The 15,915-nt window shown below is 70.8% G+C and carries 16 protein-coding genes; 13 read left to right on the top strand and 3 right to left on the bottom strand.

The window, feature by feature from the left end; translation table 11 throughout:
- Nucleotide 1: 1 nt before the first annotated feature.
- From ACFWY5_RS26115 to katG, 5 genes are all read left to right on the top strand, one after another.
- Nucleotides 2–592 carry a TIGR00645 family protein gene (locus ACFWY5_RS26115; RefSeq protein WP_379634942.1) on the top strand — a complete coding sequence of 197 codons (591 nt, stop codon included), beginning with the start codon at nt 2–4 and terminating at the stop codon, nt 590–592.
- 191 nt (nt 593–783) lie between these two features.
- Complete coding sequence (locus ACFWY5_RS26110; protein ID WP_379618837.1) at nt 784–918, top strand: hypothetical protein; 135 nt, start codon at nt 784–786, stop codon at nt 916–918.
- Nucleotides 919–1,000: 82 nt separating this feature from the next.
- Nucleotides 1,001–1,435: a hypothetical protein gene (locus ACFWY5_RS26105; RefSeq protein ID WP_379634941.1), complete on the top strand. Its 435-nt coding sequence runs from the start codon at nt 1,001–1,003 to the stop codon at nt 1,433–1,435.
- Nucleotides 1,436–1,502: 67 nt separating this feature from the next.
- Entirely contained in the window at nt 1,503–1,940 is a 438-nt protein-coding gene (locus ACFWY5_RS26100) for a Fur family transcriptional regulator (protein WP_379634939.1), read from the top strand.
- Between the two features lie 29 nt (nt 1,941–1,969).
- Nucleotides 1,970–4,189 (top strand): catalase/peroxidase HPI, encoded by a 2,220-nt coding sequence (katG, locus tag ACFWY5_RS26095; RefSeq protein ID WP_379634937.1) that lies wholly within the window; start codon nt 1,970–1,972, stop codon nt 4,187–4,189.
- Nucleotides 4,190–4,251: 62 nt separating this feature from the next.
- Here the strand turns inward: katG and ACFWY5_RS26090 are convergent, their stop codons facing one another.
- A complete protein-coding gene (locus ACFWY5_RS26090) occupies nt 4,252–5,001 on the bottom strand; it encodes an SDR family NAD(P)-dependent oxidoreductase (protein WP_379634935.1) in 750 nt (249 codons plus the stop codon).
- Nucleotides 5,002–5,054: 53 nt separating this feature from the next.
- Here ACFWY5_RS26090 and ACFWY5_RS26085 point away from each other — a divergent pair, with 53 nt between their 5' ends.
- Nucleotides 5,055–6,230 (top strand): PQQ-dependent sugar dehydrogenase, encoded by a 1,176-nt coding sequence (locus ACFWY5_RS26085; protein WP_379634933.1) that lies wholly within the window; start codon nt 5,055–5,057, stop codon nt 6,228–6,230.
- The gene (locus ACFWY5_RS26080) at nt 6,227–6,685 is read left to right on the top strand and encodes a flavodoxin (protein ID WP_379618847.1); all 459 of its coding nucleotides are present in this window, start codon (nt 6,227–6,229) and stop codon (nt 6,683–6,685) included. The genes ACFWY5_RS26085 and ACFWY5_RS26080 overlap by 4 nt, the downstream gene beginning before the upstream one ends.
- On the opposite strand, the gene ACFWY5_RS26075 is transcribed toward ACFWY5_RS26080, so the two are convergent.
- Nucleotides 6,669–7,892 carry a lipopolysaccharide biosynthesis protein gene (locus tag ACFWY5_RS26075; RefSeq protein ID WP_379634931.1) on the bottom strand — a complete coding sequence of 408 codons (1,224 nt, stop codon included), beginning with the start codon at nt 7,890–7,892 and terminating at the stop codon, nt 6,669–6,671. The two genes, ACFWY5_RS26080 and ACFWY5_RS26075, sit on opposite strands and share 17 nt — an antisense overlap.
- A gap of 93 nt (nt 7,893–7,985) precedes the next feature.
- Nucleotides 7,986–8,252 (bottom strand): carboxymuconolactone decarboxylase family protein, encoded by a 267-nt coding sequence (locus ACFWY5_RS26070; protein ID WP_379618851.1) that lies wholly within the window; start codon nt 8,250–8,252, stop codon nt 7,986–7,988.
- Between the two features lie 103 nt (nt 8,253–8,355).
- On the opposite strand from ACFWY5_RS26070, the gene ACFWY5_RS26065 reads away from it, so the two are divergent.
- From ACFWY5_RS26065 to ACFWY5_RS26040, 6 genes are all read left to right on the top strand, one after another.
- Entirely contained in the window at nt 8,356–8,763 is a 408-nt protein-coding gene (locus tag ACFWY5_RS26065) for a hypothetical protein (RefSeq protein ID WP_379634930.1), read from the top strand.
- 128 nt (nt 8,764–8,891) lie between these two features.
- Complete coding sequence (locus ACFWY5_RS26060) at nt 8,892–9,569, top strand: hypothetical protein (protein WP_379634928.1); 678 nt, start codon at nt 8,892–8,894, stop codon at nt 9,567–9,569.
- Between the two features lie 10 nt (nt 9,570–9,579).
- Nucleotides 9,580–12,465 (top strand): AAA family ATPase, encoded by a 2,886-nt coding sequence (locus tag ACFWY5_RS26055; RefSeq protein WP_379634926.1) that lies wholly within the window; start codon nt 9,580–9,582, stop codon nt 12,463–12,465.
- A gap of 69 nt (nt 12,466–12,534) precedes the next feature.
- Entirely contained in the window at nt 12,535–14,013 is a 1,479-nt protein-coding gene (locus ACFWY5_RS26050; protein ID WP_379618859.1) for an MFS transporter, read from the top strand.
- 31 nt (nt 14,014–14,044) lie between these two features.
- Nucleotides 14,045–14,482, top strand: a complete 438-nt coding sequence (locus ACFWY5_RS26045) for a hypothetical protein (protein ID WP_379634924.1) — start codon at nt 14,045–14,047, stop codon at nt 14,480–14,482.
- Between the two features lie 63 nt (nt 14,483–14,545).
- A complete protein-coding gene (locus ACFWY5_RS26040; protein WP_379634922.1) occupies nt 14,546–15,895 on the top strand; it encodes a cytochrome P450 in 1,350 nt (449 codons plus the stop codon).
- Nucleotides 15,896–15,915 lie beyond the last annotated feature (20 nt).

The following is a 15,915-nucleotide window of genomic DNA, read 5'->3' as shown; positions in this document are numbered from 1 at the left end:
AGTGCCTCAGCCGCGCGGCGCGCTGAGGCGCCTCGGCTACATCATGTTCCTGAGCCGCTGGATCCAGGCCCCGCTCTACCTCGGGCTCATCGCCGCCCAGGTGGTCTACGTCTGGCGCTTCATGGCCGAGCTTCTCCACCTCATCGAACTCGGATTCGGCGGCAGGCCCGCCGAGACCACGGTGATGCTGATCGTGCTCGGCCTGGTCGACGTCGTGATGATCTCGAACCTGCTGATCATGGTGATCGTGGGTGGCTACGAGACCTTCGTCTCGCGGCTGCGGATCGAAGGACACCCCGACCAGCCCCAGTGGCTCTCCCACGTGAACGCCAACGTGCTCAAGGTCAAGCTGGCCATGGCGATCATCGGCATCTCCTCCATCCACCTCCTTCAGATCTTCATCAACGCGGCCAAGCCCGCCATAACCGACAGAGAACTCCTATGGAAAACGCTCATTCATTTGACCTTCATCCTCTCGGCGGTCGCGCTCGCGGTGATCGATCGCATCATGGACGGACCGCGTCCCGCCCACCGGTCCGACCCCCAGACCCCGGCCGCCGACGAGCAGCCCCGCAAGCAGATCGCCGCCTGAGGACCGGCCTCGCCCTGGCCGCCGGACTGCTCGGCGGCGCGCTGCTGGCATCCCCGGCCCAGGCCGCACCCACCCCGGCCGCACCCGCTCCGGCCGCACCCGCCCCGGCGGAATCCACCCAGGCCGAGCCCGTCCAGGCCGAGGCCGCTGAGGCGGAACCCGCCCAGGCGCCCACGGCCCTCGTGGGCGACGTGATCGTCTTCAACGACGAGATCGTCGAACCGGTCTCCCTTCCGGTGAGCACCTGTGGCGGCCCCGGCGTCCTGTTCAGCACCTCGGTCACCGACTGCGGCGGCGCCTCCCGGGTGTCCGACGACGACGCCTGACCCTCCGAGCCGGGTGCCCGCTTGCCGCGGCGGGCACCCACCCGGCTCCCAGGTTCGTGATCTTTCGGCTATGTTCTGGGCCGTGAACGCGGTACGCACGTGGGGTCCGGCATTCGTCTTCATGGCCGTCGCCGCCCTAGCGGTCGTCGCCATCGCCGTGGTCCCCTGGGGGTTGGAGGACTGGCGCAGGTGCGGCGAGGCGTACGACCGGATCGAGGGGGCGCTGACGCCGGTCGATCTCCTCGCGTTACGCCCGCCCGGCGCGCTCGCGCGCGGCGAGCGCGAGTCCGGCTGTGACACCGACGACTACTTCGCCAGCGTCGAGCAGTCCTATCGTCCGGGATCCTCGCGGGCGGAGGTGGAGCCCTACTATCGCGAGGTCGCGCTGCGTCATGGCTGGCGGTGGGTCGCCGGCGAGGCGAGCTGCTTCGAGAAGGGCGGTGTCACGTTCTCGCTCCTGATGGAGGGAGACGAGTACGTCGTGGGCGCGTCCACCGTGTCATGTGACGGCATGTAGGTGTTCGCCAAGCTTGCATCGTTAGTTCTCTTGTATCGTTCGTGTTTATGCGGGTAGCTTTGGCGCCATGACCGCACCCGTGACTCCGACCACCGCCGAGGAACTGCGTGGGGCCGGCCTTCGGGTGACGGCCGCCCGTGTCGCGCTGCTCGAGACCGTCCGCCACGGCGACCACCTCGGTGTCGAGGAGATCGCCTCCAGGGTGCGTGAGCGCGTCGGCCACATCTCGCTGCAAGCCGTGTACGAGGCACTCCACGCGCTCACCGCCGCGCGCCTCGTCCGGCGCATCGAGCCGGCCGGCAGCCCCGCCCTGTACGAGGGGCGCGTCGGGGACAACCACCACCATGTCGTGTGCCGCTCGTGCGGTGCCGTGGCCGACGTCGACTGCGCCGTCGGCCACGCGCCCTGCCTGAGAGCCGCCGACGACCAGGGCTTCACGATCGACGAGGCCGAGGTCGTCTACTGGGGCCTGTGCCCCGCCTGCACCACCGCACGCAGTGCCTGAACATGATCCGACAGTCCGGAAGGATTCCCATGTCTGAGAACCACGACGCGATCGTCACAGACGCGAAGACAGAGGAAGCGGGCGGTTGCCCGGTCGCGCACGGGCGTGCCGCGCATCCGACCCAGGGCGGCGGCAACCGCCAGTGGTGGCCGGAGCGGCTCAACGTGAGGATCCTCGCCAAGAACCCCGCCGTCGCCAACCCGCTCGGCGAGGAGTTCGACTATGCCGAGGCCTTCAAGAGCCTCGACCTCCCGGCCGTGAAGCAGGACATCCTGGAGGTGCTCACCACCTCGCAGGACTGGTGGCCGGCCGACTTCGGCCACTATGGCCCGTTCATGATCCGGATGGCCTGGCACAGCGCGGGCACGTACCGGATCAGCGACGGCCGCGGCGGCGCGGGGGCCGGCCAGCAGCGCTTCGCCCCCCTCAACAGCTGGCCGGACAACGGCAACCTCGACAAGGCCCGCCGCCTGCTGTGGCCGGTCAAGAAGAAGTACGGCAAGAACCTGTCGTGGGCCGACCTCCTGATCCTCACCGGCAACGTCGCCCTGGAGTCGATGGGCTTCAAGACCTTCGGGTACGCCGGCGGCCGCGAGGACGTGTGGGAGCCCGACGAGGACGTCTACTGGGGCCCCGAGTCCACCTGGCTCGGTGACGAGCGCTACACCGGCGACCGTGAGCTGGAGAACCCGCTCGCCGCGGTCCAGATGGGCCTCATCTACGTCAACCCGGAGGGCCCCAACGGCAACCCGGACCCGCTCGCCGCGGCGCGCGACATCCGCGAGACGTTCCGCCGCATGGCGATGAACGACGAGGAGACCGCGGCCCTGATCGTGGGCGGTCACACGTTCGGCAAGACCCACGGCGCCGGCCCGGCCGACAACGTCGGCGCCGACCCGGAGGCCGCCTCGATCGAGGAGCAGGGCCTGGGCTGGAAGAACGCGTTCGGCACCGGCAAGGGCGCCGACACGATCACCAGCGGCCTTGAGGGCATCTGGACGAACACGCCGATCACCTGGGACAACAGCTTCCTGGAGATCCTCTACGGCTACGAGTGGGAGCAGTTCAAGAGCCCGGCCGGCGCCCACCAGTGGCGTCCCAAGGACGGCGCGGGCGCCGGCACCGTGCCCGACGCCCACGACCCGTCGAAGCGCCACGCCCCGACGATGCTGACGACCGACCTGTCGCTGCGCGTCGACCCGATCTACGAGCAGATCACCCGGCGCTGGCTGGACAACCCGGACGAGCTCGCGGACGCCTTCGCCCGCGCCTGGTACAAGCTGACCCACCGCGACATGGGCCCGATCGTGCGCTACCTCGGCTCGGAGGTCCCGGCCGAGACGCTGCTCTGGCAGGACCCGCTGCCCGAGCGGACGCACGACCTGCTCGACGCCGCGGACGCCGCCGCGCTCAAGGCCCAGGTCCTCGCCTCGGGTCTGTCGGTGTCGCAGCTCGTGTCCACCGCGTGGGCTTCGGCCGCGTCCTTCCGCGGCAGCGACAAGCGCGGCGGCGCCAACGGCGCGCGGGTACGCCTGCAGCCGCAGAGCGGGTGGGAGGTCAACGACCCCGACCAGCTCGCGACCGTGCTGCGCACGCTGGAGGGCATCCAGCAGGCGTTCAACGCGGGCGGCAAGCACGTCTCGCTGGCCGACCTGATCGTGCTCGCCGGCAACGCGGGTGTCGAGAAGGCCGCCGGGGACGCCGGCTTCGACGTCGAGGTGCCCTTCGCGCCGGGCCGCGTGGACGCCGCGCAGGAGCAGACGGACGTGGAGTCGTTCGCCGCGCTGGAGCCCACGGCCGACGGCTTCCGCAACTACCTCGGCAAGGGCAACCGCCTGCCCGCCGAGTTCCTGCTGCTCGACCGGGCGAACCTGCTCACGCTGAGCGCCCCCGAGCTGACGGTCCTCGTCGGCGGCCTGCGCGTCCTGGGCGCGAACCACCAGCAGTCGTCGCTGGGCGTGCTCACCACGACGCCCGGGAGGCTGACCAACGACTTCTTCGTCAACCTGCTCGACCTGGGCACGACGTGGAAGGCGACCGCCGGGGACGCCAACACCTTCGAGGGCCGCGACGCCTCGGGCCAGGTCACGTGGACCGGCACCCGGGCCGACCTGGTGTTCGGCTCGAACTCGGAGCTGCGCGCGCTCGCCGAGGTCTACGCGAGCGACGACGCGAAGGAGAAGTTCGTGAACGACTTCGTCGCGGCGTGGAACAAGGTCATGAACCTGGACCGGTTCGACCTGCGCTGATCACCCTCGCCGGACCGCAAGCCCCCGCCCTCCCGCAGGAGGACGGGGGCTTTCCCGTGTCGTCAGCGGCCGACCTTGGTGGAGATCTGGGCGGCCAGGTTGCGGGGGACGAGCCTGCCCACCGCGACGATCGCCTTGTAGCGCAGGTCCGGGATGCTGATCACGCGGCCCAGGGCCAGGTCGCGCATGGCTTCGGCGACCACGTTGTCGGCCTTGAGCCAGAGGATGCCGGGCAGGCCGGAGGTGTCCATGTTGGCGCGTTCGTGGAACTCGGTACGGACGAGTCCCGGGCACAGCGCCATGATCTTCACGCGCGGGTGGCCCACTTCGACGGCGGCGGCCGTGCTGAAGTTGACCACCCAGGCCTTCGAGGCGCTATAGGTGCCGCGGGTGAAGAAGGCGGCCACCGAGGCGACGTTGATCACGGCGCCGCGGCCCCGGGACTTCATGCCGGGCAACGCGGCCAGCGTCAGGCGCAGAACGGCCTCGCAGTGCACCTTCAGCATGCGCTGCTCGTCCTCGACCGAGGTCCGCAGGAACGTGTCGGGGTGGGCGAAGCCGGCGTTGTTCACCAGAAGGTCCACGCCGTCGCGGACGCGGGATTCGACCGCGGTGAGACCGTCCTCGGTGGACAGGTCGGCGGGCAGGGTCTCGACGGCGCCGCCGTACCGGAGCTTGAGCTGCTCGGCGCTCTCGGCCAGGCGCTGTTCGTCGCGGGCGACGAGGACCAGCGTGAAACCGTCGGCGGCCAGGCGGCGGGCGAAGGCGGCGCCGATGCCGGCGGTCGCGCCCGTGATCAGTGCGGTAGGCATGTTCGCAGATTAGCCCGCCGTCGAGGGCGTGGGTGGCGTGAGAGGATCGGGGGGTGCGATCGGCTCTTCTCGCGCCGCTGGCCGTCGTGGTGCTCACCGTGACGGCGCCTGCCTGCGCACCTTCCGCTCCCGTGGCCGGTACGCCCTCCGCCCCGTCCGGCGCGCCTTCGGCCACGCCATCGGCCACCGCGACATCGGCCTCGACGGCTTCGCCCGAGACGCCGGGCAAGCTGGTGTTCACCGAGGTGGCCACGATGGACAAGCCGGTGGCCTTCGCCGTGCGCAAGGACGACGCGCGCGTCTACGTCGCCGAGCAGGGCGGCAAGCTCCGCACGCTGGACGGCGCGACCGTGCTCGACCTGTCCGGCGAGGTCAGCACCGGCAACGAGCAGGGTTTGCTCGGGGTGGCCTTCCATCCGAGCGGGCGGTGGCTGTACCTGGACTGGACCGACCGTGACGGCCACACCCACGTGACCGAGTGGGCCTTCGACGGGCGCGAGGCCACCGGGCGCCGGGACGTTCTGCGGCAGGACCAGCCGTTCGCCAACCACAACGGCGGGCAGCTGGCGTTCGGCCCCGACGGGTATCTGTACATCGCGCTGGGCGACGGGGGCAGCGGCGGCGACCCGGAGGGCAACGGGCAGGATCTCGGCACGTGGCTGGGCAAGATCCTGCGCATCGACCCGCGCGGGACGCCGTACAAGGTGCCGGAGGACAACCCCTTCACCGGGAAAGAAGGCGCGAAGCCGGAGATCTGGGCCTATGGGCTGCGAAATCCCTGGCGGTTCACCTTCGACCGGGACAGCGGCGACCTCTGGATCGGGGACGTCGGCCAGAACGCCTGGGAGGAGGTCGACTTCCAGCCGGCCGGTTCCGAGGGCGGCGAGAACTACGGGTGGAACCTGCGCGAAGGCGACCAGCCGTTCAACGGCGGCAGGGGGAAGGAACTCACCGATCCGGTGATCACCTATCCGCTGGGCGAGGGCGGCAACTGCTCGGTCATCGCCGGGTTCGTCTACCGGGGCGAGAAGATCCCGTGGTTGCGCGGGCGGTTCCTGTACGGGGACTTCTGCGCGGGATGGGTGAAGGCGGCGCAGGCCGACGAGCTGGAAGACGTCGTGGACGTGGGCACGGTCGAGCAACTGTCGTCGTTCGGGCAGGCGGCCGACGGGGAGCTGTACGCGCTCAGCCTCCAGGGACCCGTTTACAAGATCGAGGCGGCGTCGTGAGCCGCCTGCTGATCGTGCACCACACGGTCTCACCGGCCACGCACGAGCTGTTCGAGCAGGTGCTCAAGGGGGCGACCACGGACGAGGTCGAGGGGGTCGAGGTGGTGACGGAACCGGCCCTGGGCGCCACGGCGGCCGACCTGCTGGCCGCCGACGGGCTGCTCATGGGGACGAGTGCCAACATCGGCTACATGTCGGGCGCGCTCAAGCACTTCCTGGACACCGTCTACTACCCGTGCCTGGCCGAGACGCGGCGGCTGCCGTACGGGCTGTGGGTGCACGGCGACAACGACACCACCGGAGCGGTGCGCGCGGTGGAGTCGATCGCGGGCGGGCTGGGCTGGGAGCGCGCGGCCGCGCCGGTCACCGTCACGGGCCGCCCCGCCAAGACCGACCTGGAAGCCTGCTGGGAGCTGGGCGCGACCCTGGCCGCGGTCATCAGCCCGGCCGGCTGACCTCCGGCGATCTCACGAACCAGGCGATCATCAGGGCCGCCGTCACCGCGTGCGTGACGCTGGAGGCCACGCCCGCGCCGGTCGCGCCCCAGGCGGGGATCAGCGCGGTGTCCAGGCCGAGGTTGAGCGCCAGGGCCGACAGCGTGATCATGGTCATCGGGCGTGGCCTGGACAGCCGGGCCAGGTGCTGCTCGACGGGTTTGATGAGCGCCGCCATCACGGCCGCGGGCGCGAGGGCGAGGAGCGGGGCCACGCTCGCGGCGTACGGCGGGCCGTACACGAAAGGCAGCGCACAGGCGGCCCCGGCGGCGATCAGCGCGACGCACCCCAGTGAGATCACCAGGTTGAGCGTGAGCATGTGGGCGGTGACGGCGCGCGAGCCGGAGGCGGTGCCGCCCGCCTGGCCCGGCAGGCACACGTGGGCCACCGCCTCGGTCGGGATCTTCACCAGCATGAGGACCCCGGCGGCGACGGTGTAGAAGCCCGCCTCGCGGGGTGAGTGCAGGAACCCGAGCAGTAGCGTGTCGGCGGCGGGCAGCAGGTGGAAGGCGACGAGGCCGAGGTGGTAGCGGCCGGACAGGGCGAGCTGGCGGACGGCCAGGGCCCTGGCGGGGCGCAGCGCGCGCGCCCCGAGCGCGCCGGTGAAGCGCAGCACGGCCGGTACGCTGGCCGCCGCCCAGCACGCGACGACGGCGGTGAGCGTGAGCAGGTCGAAGGCGGCCAGCGCCAGGATCGGGAGGTACTGCGCGAACCCGGAGGCCAGTTGCGCCTGGTTGACCAGCCGGGTCCGGCCGCGCAGGAGCAGGACGCCGCGCAGGTTGAGCCAGCAGACGGTGAACGGGACCGACGCCAGCGCGATCGCCAGCGCGGGCGTGGCGGCGCGCGGATCGCAGGCGGCGGCCGCGGCGAAGGCGAGCAGGGCGGTGATCGTGCCCATGCCGAAGCCGATGACGACGGCGTTGCCCGCCAGCCGCGCGCGCAGTACCCGGTGCGGCCAGAAGGCGATCTGCGAGGTGTTCAGCGACCAGTGCCCGATGAGGACGGCGGTCGTGGCGATGCTGACGATCGCCGCGTAGAGGCCCCTGCCCTCCGGGTGGAGGGCGCGGGCCAGGGCGGCGCCGGCGACGATGCCGAGCGCCGTCTTCACGGCCTCGGCGGCCATCATCGGGAAGGCCGCGCGGATGGTCGTTCTCAGCGCCCGGCCCATGGGGCAGATCCTAGGGACCACTCCCGTCGCGGATTATGTGGCGTGGTTTTCCGTGAAGTCGGGAGATCGTCTGCATTTGCCAAGGAGGGGAATTCAGCCGGAAATCTGGTCGATGAGATCCTCCACCTGGGCGTTGAGACGGGCGCCGCGGGTCCAGCCGGCGTAGTGGGTGAGGAAGGCGACGACCTCCCGCAACTCCTCCACGCTCAGCTCTCTGGCCCGCACCGCCGCGTCCAGCTGGATCAGCAGTTCCTCGTCCAGGCCGCCCTGGCCGACGAGCAGGCCGAGCAGCAGGAGCCGGCGTTCTCGGAAAGAGAGCGCGTCTCGTGACCACAGATCGGCGAACGTCATCTCTGCCATACAAACCGCACTCCCTATCCGGGTGATCCCCATATCTTTCGCTACTTCCGGAGATGGACCAATGGGGGTTGCGGGAACGTTGCGGCGGAGTGACCGTGAAGGCATGCGTGCCTTAGGTCTTCTCGCCGCCGCGTTGCTGTTCGTCACGGCCTGCGGGGCCGATCAGGGGGAGGCGCCGGGCGCGGCGCTGCCCCGCAACGACGGCGGCAACGCCAGCCAGCGGGGCGTGCACGTGCGCAACGCCTACCTGCTGAAAGGCGGCTCGCTGCACGCCGTGCTGATCAACTCCGGCGCGCGGGGCGACCGGCTCGTCCAGCTCACGATCACCTCCGGGAAGCTCGCCCTGCCCGCCCCGATCGAGCTGCCGCCCGCCGAGCCGGTCGGCGGGGACCGGGCGATCGCCACCGCCACCGGGCTGGAGGCGCGGGTGGGCTCGTGGGTTCCGGCGACCTTCCAGTTCCAGGAGGCGGGCACGGTCACCGTGCAGGTGCCGGTCAAGGAATATCCCTAGGCTTCCGTAACAAGTAAAGCCAAGGGACGGCCAAGATTTGGTCAAGATTTGTCACCGGTCATGACGCTCATTCCGCATGAAAAAGGGCACAACAACACCGTTGGTCCGTTAAGCGGAGGTAAGCCCCGGTGATATCGGTACGGACCTGGGCCGTGGTCATGATCGCGGCTCTCCTGGCATCGGCCTGCGGCCAGCCGGCCTTCCACTACGTACGCGACAAGGGCGGCACGACCTACTTCAAGGTCCCCTCCTCCTTCGCCCAGCTCGACGCCTACCCGATCGAGCTGTACCTGAGCAGGCTCCACCCCGACTCCGAGGCCGCCAGGCTGCGCAAGGAGCGGGTGTGGTCCACCGCCTTCGACCAGGCGGGCGCGCCGACCCTCCAGCACCTGCTCAGCTCCGGCGAGCCGTTCGTGTACTCCACCGTCCACCAGCTCACCGTGCGCGAGCGCGACCGGGTCTCGCTCGACGGGCTGCGCGACTTCGTCTTCCCGGTGACCGAGCCGGCCAGGACCGCGTACGTCACCGACCGGCTCGGCAGCGGGCAGATGCCGCTCTACCGCAAGTTCGAGCCGCTGCTCGACCGGGTCCTGACCCTGGACGGCGGCGCCAGGGGCGTACGGCTCCGCTTCAACTACCAGATCGGCCCCGACGTCCAGACCTTCGACCAGACCGCGATCCTCGACGAGAAGGGCTCCACGGTCTCGGTGCTGATCGTCAGCTGCCGGTCGCTCTGCTTCAGGGAGCGCGGCGGCGAGATCGACGAGATCGCGCGATCGTTCAAGCTGCTCCGGCTGCCCGGATGAGGGAGCTCCAGTGACCACGACCACCCCCCACCGGGGCGCCGCTGTCACCCGTGCCACCAGGAAGAAGCTGCGGCTGTGGGATCGCGGCAGGTTCCTGATCGGGCTGCTGGCCGTCTTCCTCGTCCTGACCTGGAAGGCGATGGCGGACTTCGAGGGGATCATCCCGTTCGGGGAGGCCGTGCGGTACGTCGGGCCGGCCCATCCGTGGATCTTCTGGTTGCTGGCCGCCGAGACGGTACGGCAGGCGCACTTCCTGGCCGGCGAGCGTTCCTCCGGCTATCACCGGTTCTGGAGCCAGAAGGTCTTCGGCGGCCTGGAACGCTGGTCGCACCGCCGCTTCGGCGACTGGACCCGCTTCCGCGCCGCCAGAGCCGTCAAGATCGTCTTCTGGGTGTCGCTGGTCGCGCTGGTGCTCGGGGTGGTGCTGGACGTCAGCCCGTTCGTCGCCCCGTTCAGGGCTCCGGCGCTGCCGTTCGTCCTCCCGCTCCTGGTGATCGTCGTCCTGGCCGCCGGGCTGTTCTGGCTCCTGTCGCGCGGCGGCGTGGAGACGTACCTGCCCGACGACATCACGACCCGCTTCGCCGACGTGTGGGGGCAGGACCACGTGGTCGAGCGGCTCAGGGAGAACATCGTCTTCCTGGACAGGCCCGGCGCCATCGAGGAACGCGGCGGCTACGTGCCCGGCGGGCTGCTGCTCTGGGGGCCGCCGGGCACCGGCAAGACGCTGATGGCCGAGGCGGTGGCCGGTGAGGCCGGCAAGCCGTACGTGCTCGTGGATTCCGGCGCCTTCACCGGCAGGTTCACGGGCGGCCTCAAGATGAAGGCGCTCTTCAGGAGGTTGCGCAAGCTCGCCCTGTGCCACGGCGGCGTGATCGTCCTCTTCGACGGGGCCGACTCCCTCGGCAGGCGCGACCGCCCGGCCCGGCAGTGCTTCAGCGGCTGCCACGGCCTGAACTACCTGCCGGAGGAGACCCGGTCCGTCCTCGCCTTCCAGGCGCGCCGCCCCGAGCCGGACCCCGATTCCGGCGTCCTGCGAGCGCTGCTCACCGAGCTGTCCGGCCTGAAGAAGCCGCGCGACCGGCAGGTACGCCGCGTGCTGAACATGCGGCCCAAGCCACCACCCAGGTACCGCATCCTCATCGTGATGGCCGCCACTCACCCCGGCGCGCTCGACGAGGCGCTGTTACGGCCCGGCCGCATCGACCGCGTCCACAAGGTCGGCTACCCGTCCAAAGCCGGGCGGGTACGCACCTACCAGGGCTACTTTGGCAAGGTCCGGCACGAGCTCACCCCGGAACAGATCGGCAAGCTGGCCACGATCACGCCCTACGCCACCGGCGCCACGATCAAGGACCTGGTCAACGAGTCGCTGATCACCGCCGTCCGCGCCGGCCGCGAGGTCATCACCTGGGCCGACGTGCTCCGTGCCCACCGGTTCAAGCAGCTCGGGCCGCCGGAGGGCGTCGAGTACATCGAGCGCGAACGGCACGCCGTCGCCGTCCACGAGGCCTGCCACGCCGTGGTGGCCTACCACGTGCGCTCCCATCTGGAGATCGACGTCGCCACGATCGAGAAGGGCGCCGACCACCTCGGCATGGTCGCCTCGATCAGGCCGGAGGACCGGTTCACCCGGTGGAAGTCGGAGTACGAGGCCGACATCATGGTCTCGCTCGCCTCGCTGGCGGGGGAGCGGATGTTCTTCGCCGAGGACAACTCCTCGGGGGTCTCCGGCGACCTGCACGCGGCCACGTTCCTGACCGCGCTCATGGAGTCCTCGTGGGGGATGGGCTCCGGGGTCGCCTCGCTGCCCGCGCTGCGGGAGCTGGAGATCATGACCGGCCTGATGCCGGACGGGCTGGGGGAGCGGATCGAGGTCACCCTCGCGCGGCTGCTGGACAAGACCGAGCTGCTGCTGCGGGAGCACCGGCGGGAGGTGCTGAGCGTCGCCCACGCGCTGGAGACGCACCGCACGCTCGACGGGGACGACGTGGTGGCGATCATCGAGCGGCGGGCCGGCCCGCTGGCCGACGGGACCGTGTACGCCTCGGAGGAGTTCCACGCCGAACTGGAGGACTACCACCGGGAGGCGGCCAGGGCGCACCGCGAGCACAGCCGGGTCGAGCGGGAACTGCCGGGCGTGGTGGCGGACGAGGTCGTGGATCACCGGCCCGCGGCGGTGCCCTTCCGGAACCCGCCCATGCCCGCCCCGGCCGGGCCGGTTCCGCCTGGGGGCGTGCCTTCCTGGGGCAGGCCTGGTTCCGGCGGGCCTGCCGTACCGGCTGCGGGGGGTACGGCGCGGCCGGAGTTCGTGGCCTGGATACCCCCGCAACAGGCCCGCCCCCAGCAGGTCCAACCGCAACAGAGCCGCCCCCAGCAGGTCCAACCGCAACAGAGCCGCCCCCATCAGGTCCAACCGCAACAGACCCATCCACAACAGACCCATCCACAACAGGTCCAGCCGCAACAGGCCCGCCCGCAGCAGGTCCAGCCGCGACCGGCCCGTCCGCCGCAAGCGCACCCGCAGCGGCCCGTCGCGGCCGTCAACGAGCGCGCCCGGCCGGGCCTGGGCCGGGCGGTACTGATCGCGGTCGGCAGCCTGGCCGGGCTGGTCACGGTGGCGGTGCTGGGCGGGCTGGCGGTCACCCGGTCGGGACCCAGCACCGAGCTGGCCTCGCCGGGACTGCTGGTGATCCTGTTCGTGGTCGTGGTGGCGCTGATCGTGGGCGCCTGCCTGGCGGTCGTGGCCGTCAGGGGGCTGCGCGCCGCCCGCGCCAGGGCGGAGGTCGAGCGCGACCGGGCCCATGCCCGCGCCCAGTTGCTGGCCGCCGCCATGGACCCCGACACGGCGATGCGCCTGCTCGGCTACGACGGCGGACGGGCTGCCGGAGAAGGATGACCTCAATCACATAAGGTGGTCGCTTCATTGCTTAGGGTGATACGGACCCGAGCAAGGAGTGATCGTCGTATGGGTCCTGGAATCGTCCGCAGCCTGGTGCCCGCGCGCATGGACCGCCTGCCCTGGTCGCCGTTCCACACCCGGCTGGTGATCGCGCTCGGCGTCGCATGGGTGCTGGACGGGCTGGAGATCACGATCGTCAGCAACGTCGCCGCGTTTCTGCAGCGCTCCGACACGCTGGGCCTGACCTCGGCGGAGGTGGGCCTGTCGGCGACCGTGTACCTCATCGGTCAGGTGGTCGGCGCGTTGTTCTTCGGGTGGCTGTCCGACCGGATGGGCAGGCGCAGGCTGTTCATCCTCACGCTGGCCGTCTACCTGATCGCCAGCGGCCTGACCGCCTTCTCCTGGGACCTCGGCAGCTTCCTCGTGCTGCGCTTCGTCGCCGGCACCGGCATCGGCGGGGAGTACGCCGCGGTCAACTCGGCGATCGACGAGCTGATCCCCTCCAAGTACCGGGGCCACGTGGACCTGGCCATCAACGGCACCTACTGGCTCGGCGCGCTGCTGGCCACCTCGGCGACCTTCGTCCTGCTCAACCCCTCGGGCCCGCTCGACCCCGACTGGGCGTGGCGGCTCGGCTTCCTCATCGGCCCGGTGCTGGGCATCCTGATCTGGGGCCTGCGCAGGCACCTGCCGGAGAGTCCGCGCTGGCTGATGACCCACGGCCGCGAGGACGAGGCGGAGCGGGTGGTCGCCGCGATCGAGAAAGAGGTGGAGAAGGAGGACAGGCTCGTCCTGGAGCCGGTGCCGGAGAGCGCGGCCATCGAGGTGGTGCCGCAGAAGCGGTTGCCGCTGGTCGAGGTGGCCAGGACGCTCTTCCGTACCTATCCGGGGCGCTCGTTCCTGAGCGCCACGCTGATGATCTGCCAGTCGTTCCTCTACAACGCGATCTTCTTCACGTACGCGCTGGTGCTCACCCACTTCTACGACGTCGAGGCCGGCGAGGTGCCCAAGTACATGTTCGCCTTCGCCCTCGGCAACCTGCTCGGCCCGATCGTGCTCGGCCGGTTGTTCGACACCGTGGGACGCCGGCAGATGATCGCCGGCACCTACATCGTCTCGGGGTCGCTGCTGGCCTTCACCGGGTGGTTGTTCGAGCGCGGCGTGCTGACCGCGACCACGCAGACGATCATGTGGTCGGTCATCTTCTTCATCGCCTCGGCGGCGGCCAGTTCGGCGTATTTGACGGTCAGCGAGATCTTCCCGATCGAGATGCGGGCGCAGGCGATCTCGCTGTTCTTCGCGATGGGCCAGGTCGTAGGCTCCTTCGGGCCGGCCGTCTTCGGCGCGCTCATCGGCGACCAGGCCAGCCCGGAACCGACGCGGCTGTTCTACGGCTACCTCTTCGCCGCCGGGATGATGATCTTCGCGGGCCTGGTGGAGCTGCGCTTCGGGGTGAAGGCCGAGCGCGCCGCGCTGGAGACCATCGCCGAGCCGCTGAGCGCGATCGAGGCCAAGGCGCGGCGGCTCAAGAGCGAGGAACCGTGAACCTGCCGCGGTGGCGGGCCGTCGTCAGGATATGAACCGCCTTCTCCCGCTGAAGGGCATGTGCGTGCTTCTCGCCGCCCTCCCGCTCGCCGCCTGCCAGAGCGACCGTGTCTGCACGCTCATCGGTACGCCCGTCGGCATCCAGGTGGACGTGGCGCCGCCGATCTCCGACCGGGTGGCGGCGGCCGAGATGGAGGTGTGCCAGGCGGGGACGTGCCGGCCGGCCAGGCTGGAGCTCTTCCGGGCCGACCGGGGCGGCCGGTCCGGCTTCGGCAACGTGGAAGGGCTGCGCAAGGAGCGGGCCGAGGTCTCGCTGAAGCTGACCGGCACCGCGGGCGAGCCGGTGGTGGAGCGGGATGTCCAGGTGATGCCGCGCGGCCGCTTCCCCAACGGGCCCGAGTGCGGCGAGGGCGGGCCGAACGCGAAGGTGCAGGTGGACGGCCAGGGCCTGCTGCACGAAGTGCCCTGATGTCTTGACCGGACCGCCCCGTGCCCCACTAATTAGACATAGCGGCTAATAGTGGGGTGCGAGATGCCGGAGGTCGTGCGGATCAGCCTGCGGAACCGGTTGCGGGCGCTTTACACCTTCCAGGATGTGCTCGATCGCTTCGACATGATCGCAGATCGGTCGGCGGGAGCCGTACAGGTGCGCACGAGCCGGCGCGGTGGCTACCTCGTCGTGTGGGCGCCCGAGCACGTCGAGCGCGTCTTCGTCACCCACCAGCACCTCTACGCCAAGTCCGCGCAGTACCGGCTGCTCGCCGTCGTCACCGGCGACGGCCTGCTGACCAGCGAGGGCGAGCGGTGGGCCGGCCAGCGGCGGCTCATCCAGCCGATGTTCGCCAAGCGCCACCTGGGCCGCTTCGCCGAGCACATGACCGAGGCCGTCGCGGACTTCGCCAAGGAATGGGAGCAACTGCCGGACGGCGCCCGCGTGGACGCCGCCACCGCCATGAACCGGCTCACGCTCGACGTGGTCGGCCGGGCGCTGTTCGGCTCCGGCCTGTCGGAGCAGGCCGCGCGGCTCGGGCCCGTCCTCACCTCCGGCCTGCGCGCGGGCGTGCGCGCGACCCGCCTGCAGTTGCTCTTCCGCACGCCGCCGTGGCTGGTGGACGCCGCCCACGCCGTCGTACGGCGGGCGCCCAAGTGGATCCCCGGCATCCGGGGCCTGCACGACGTCCTGACCACCACCGACGAGGTCGTGGAGGCGGTCGTCGCGGCGCACCCCGGCGGCACCGACGACCTGCTCGGCCTGCTGCTCGCGGCGCCCATGGACCACAAACAGGTACGCGACGAGGTGATGACCTTCCTGCTGGCCGGGCACGAGACCACCGCCAACGGCCTGGCCTGGTTCTGGCACCTGCTCGCCCTGCACCCCGAGGCACGCAGCCGCGTCGAGGCCGAGGTGGCCGAGGTGCTCGGCGGCCGCGTGCCGACCGCCGAGGACGCCGACCGGCTCGTCTACACCGCCGCCGCCTTCCAGGAGGCCTTACGCCTCTACCCGCCGGCCTGGTCGATCGTGCGTACGGCGGTGGCCGACGACCACCTCGGCGACCTGCCGGTGCCCGCGGGCACGAACGTGGTCGTCCCGGTCTACCTGGCCCACCGGGACCCGGGCGCCTGGCCGGATCCCGACCGGTTCGACCCGGAGCGGTTCCTGCCCGGGGCGGCGCCGCGCCGCTTCAGCTACCTGCCCTTCGGCGCCGGGCGGCGGATCTGCGTGGGGGCCGGGTTCGCGGTGATGGAGGCGACCCTGATCATCGCCATGCTGGTGCGGCGCTTCCGGCTGGAGATGGAGGCGGGCGCGGAGGTGCGGGCGGAGGCGACGGTGACACTCCGGCCGCGCGATGGGATTCCGATGAGACTGTACAAAGTGGTCTAATTCAATCGGATCCCGCGAAG

Origin of the sequence: Nonomuraea sp. NPDC059007 (assembly GCF_042740555.1) — a bacterium.
Classification (GTDB): domain Bacteria; phylum Actinomycetota; class Actinomycetes; order Streptosporangiales; family Streptosporangiaceae; genus Nonomuraea.
This window is presented reverse-complemented; position numbering and strand designations above follow the sequence as displayed.

Bases quoted from the DNA above. Each gene is read 5' to 3' on its own strand.
- ACFWY5_RS26075 (WP_379634931.1), bottom strand. From the start codon at position 7,892: ATGGGCCGGGCGCTGAGAACGACCATCCGCGCGGCCTTCCCGATGATG.
- ACFWY5_RS26045 (WP_379634924.1), top strand. From the start codon at position 14,045: ATGAACCGCCTTCTCCCGCTGAAGGGCATGTGCGTGCTTCTCGCCGCC.
- ACFWY5_RS26040 (WP_379634922.1), top strand. From the start codon at position 14,546: ATGCCGGAGGTCGTGCGGATCAGCCTGCGGAACCGGTTGCGGGCGCTT.
- ACFWY5_RS26065 (WP_379634930.1), top strand. From the start codon at position 8,356: ATGCGTGCCTTAGGTCTTCTCGCCGCCGCGTTGCTGTTCGTCACGGCC.
- katG (WP_379634937.1), top strand. From the start codon at position 1,970: ATGTCTGAGAACCACGACGCGATCGTCACAGACGCGAAGACAGAGGAA.
- ACFWY5_RS26070 (WP_379618851.1), bottom strand. From the start codon at position 8,252: ATGGCAGAGATGACGTTCGCCGATCTGTGGTCACGAGACGCGCTCTCT.
- ACFWY5_RS26100 (WP_379634939.1), top strand. From the start codon at position 1,503: ATGACCGCACCCGTGACTCCGACCACCGCCGAGGAACTGCGTGGGGCC.
- ACFWY5_RS26050 (WP_379618859.1), top strand. From the start codon at position 12,535: ATGGGTCCTGGAATCGTCCGCAGCCTGGTGCCCGCGCGCATGGACCGC.
- ACFWY5_RS26090 (WP_379634935.1), bottom strand. From the start codon at position 5,001: ATGCCTACCGCACTGATCACGGGCGCGACCGCCGGCATCGGCGCCGCC.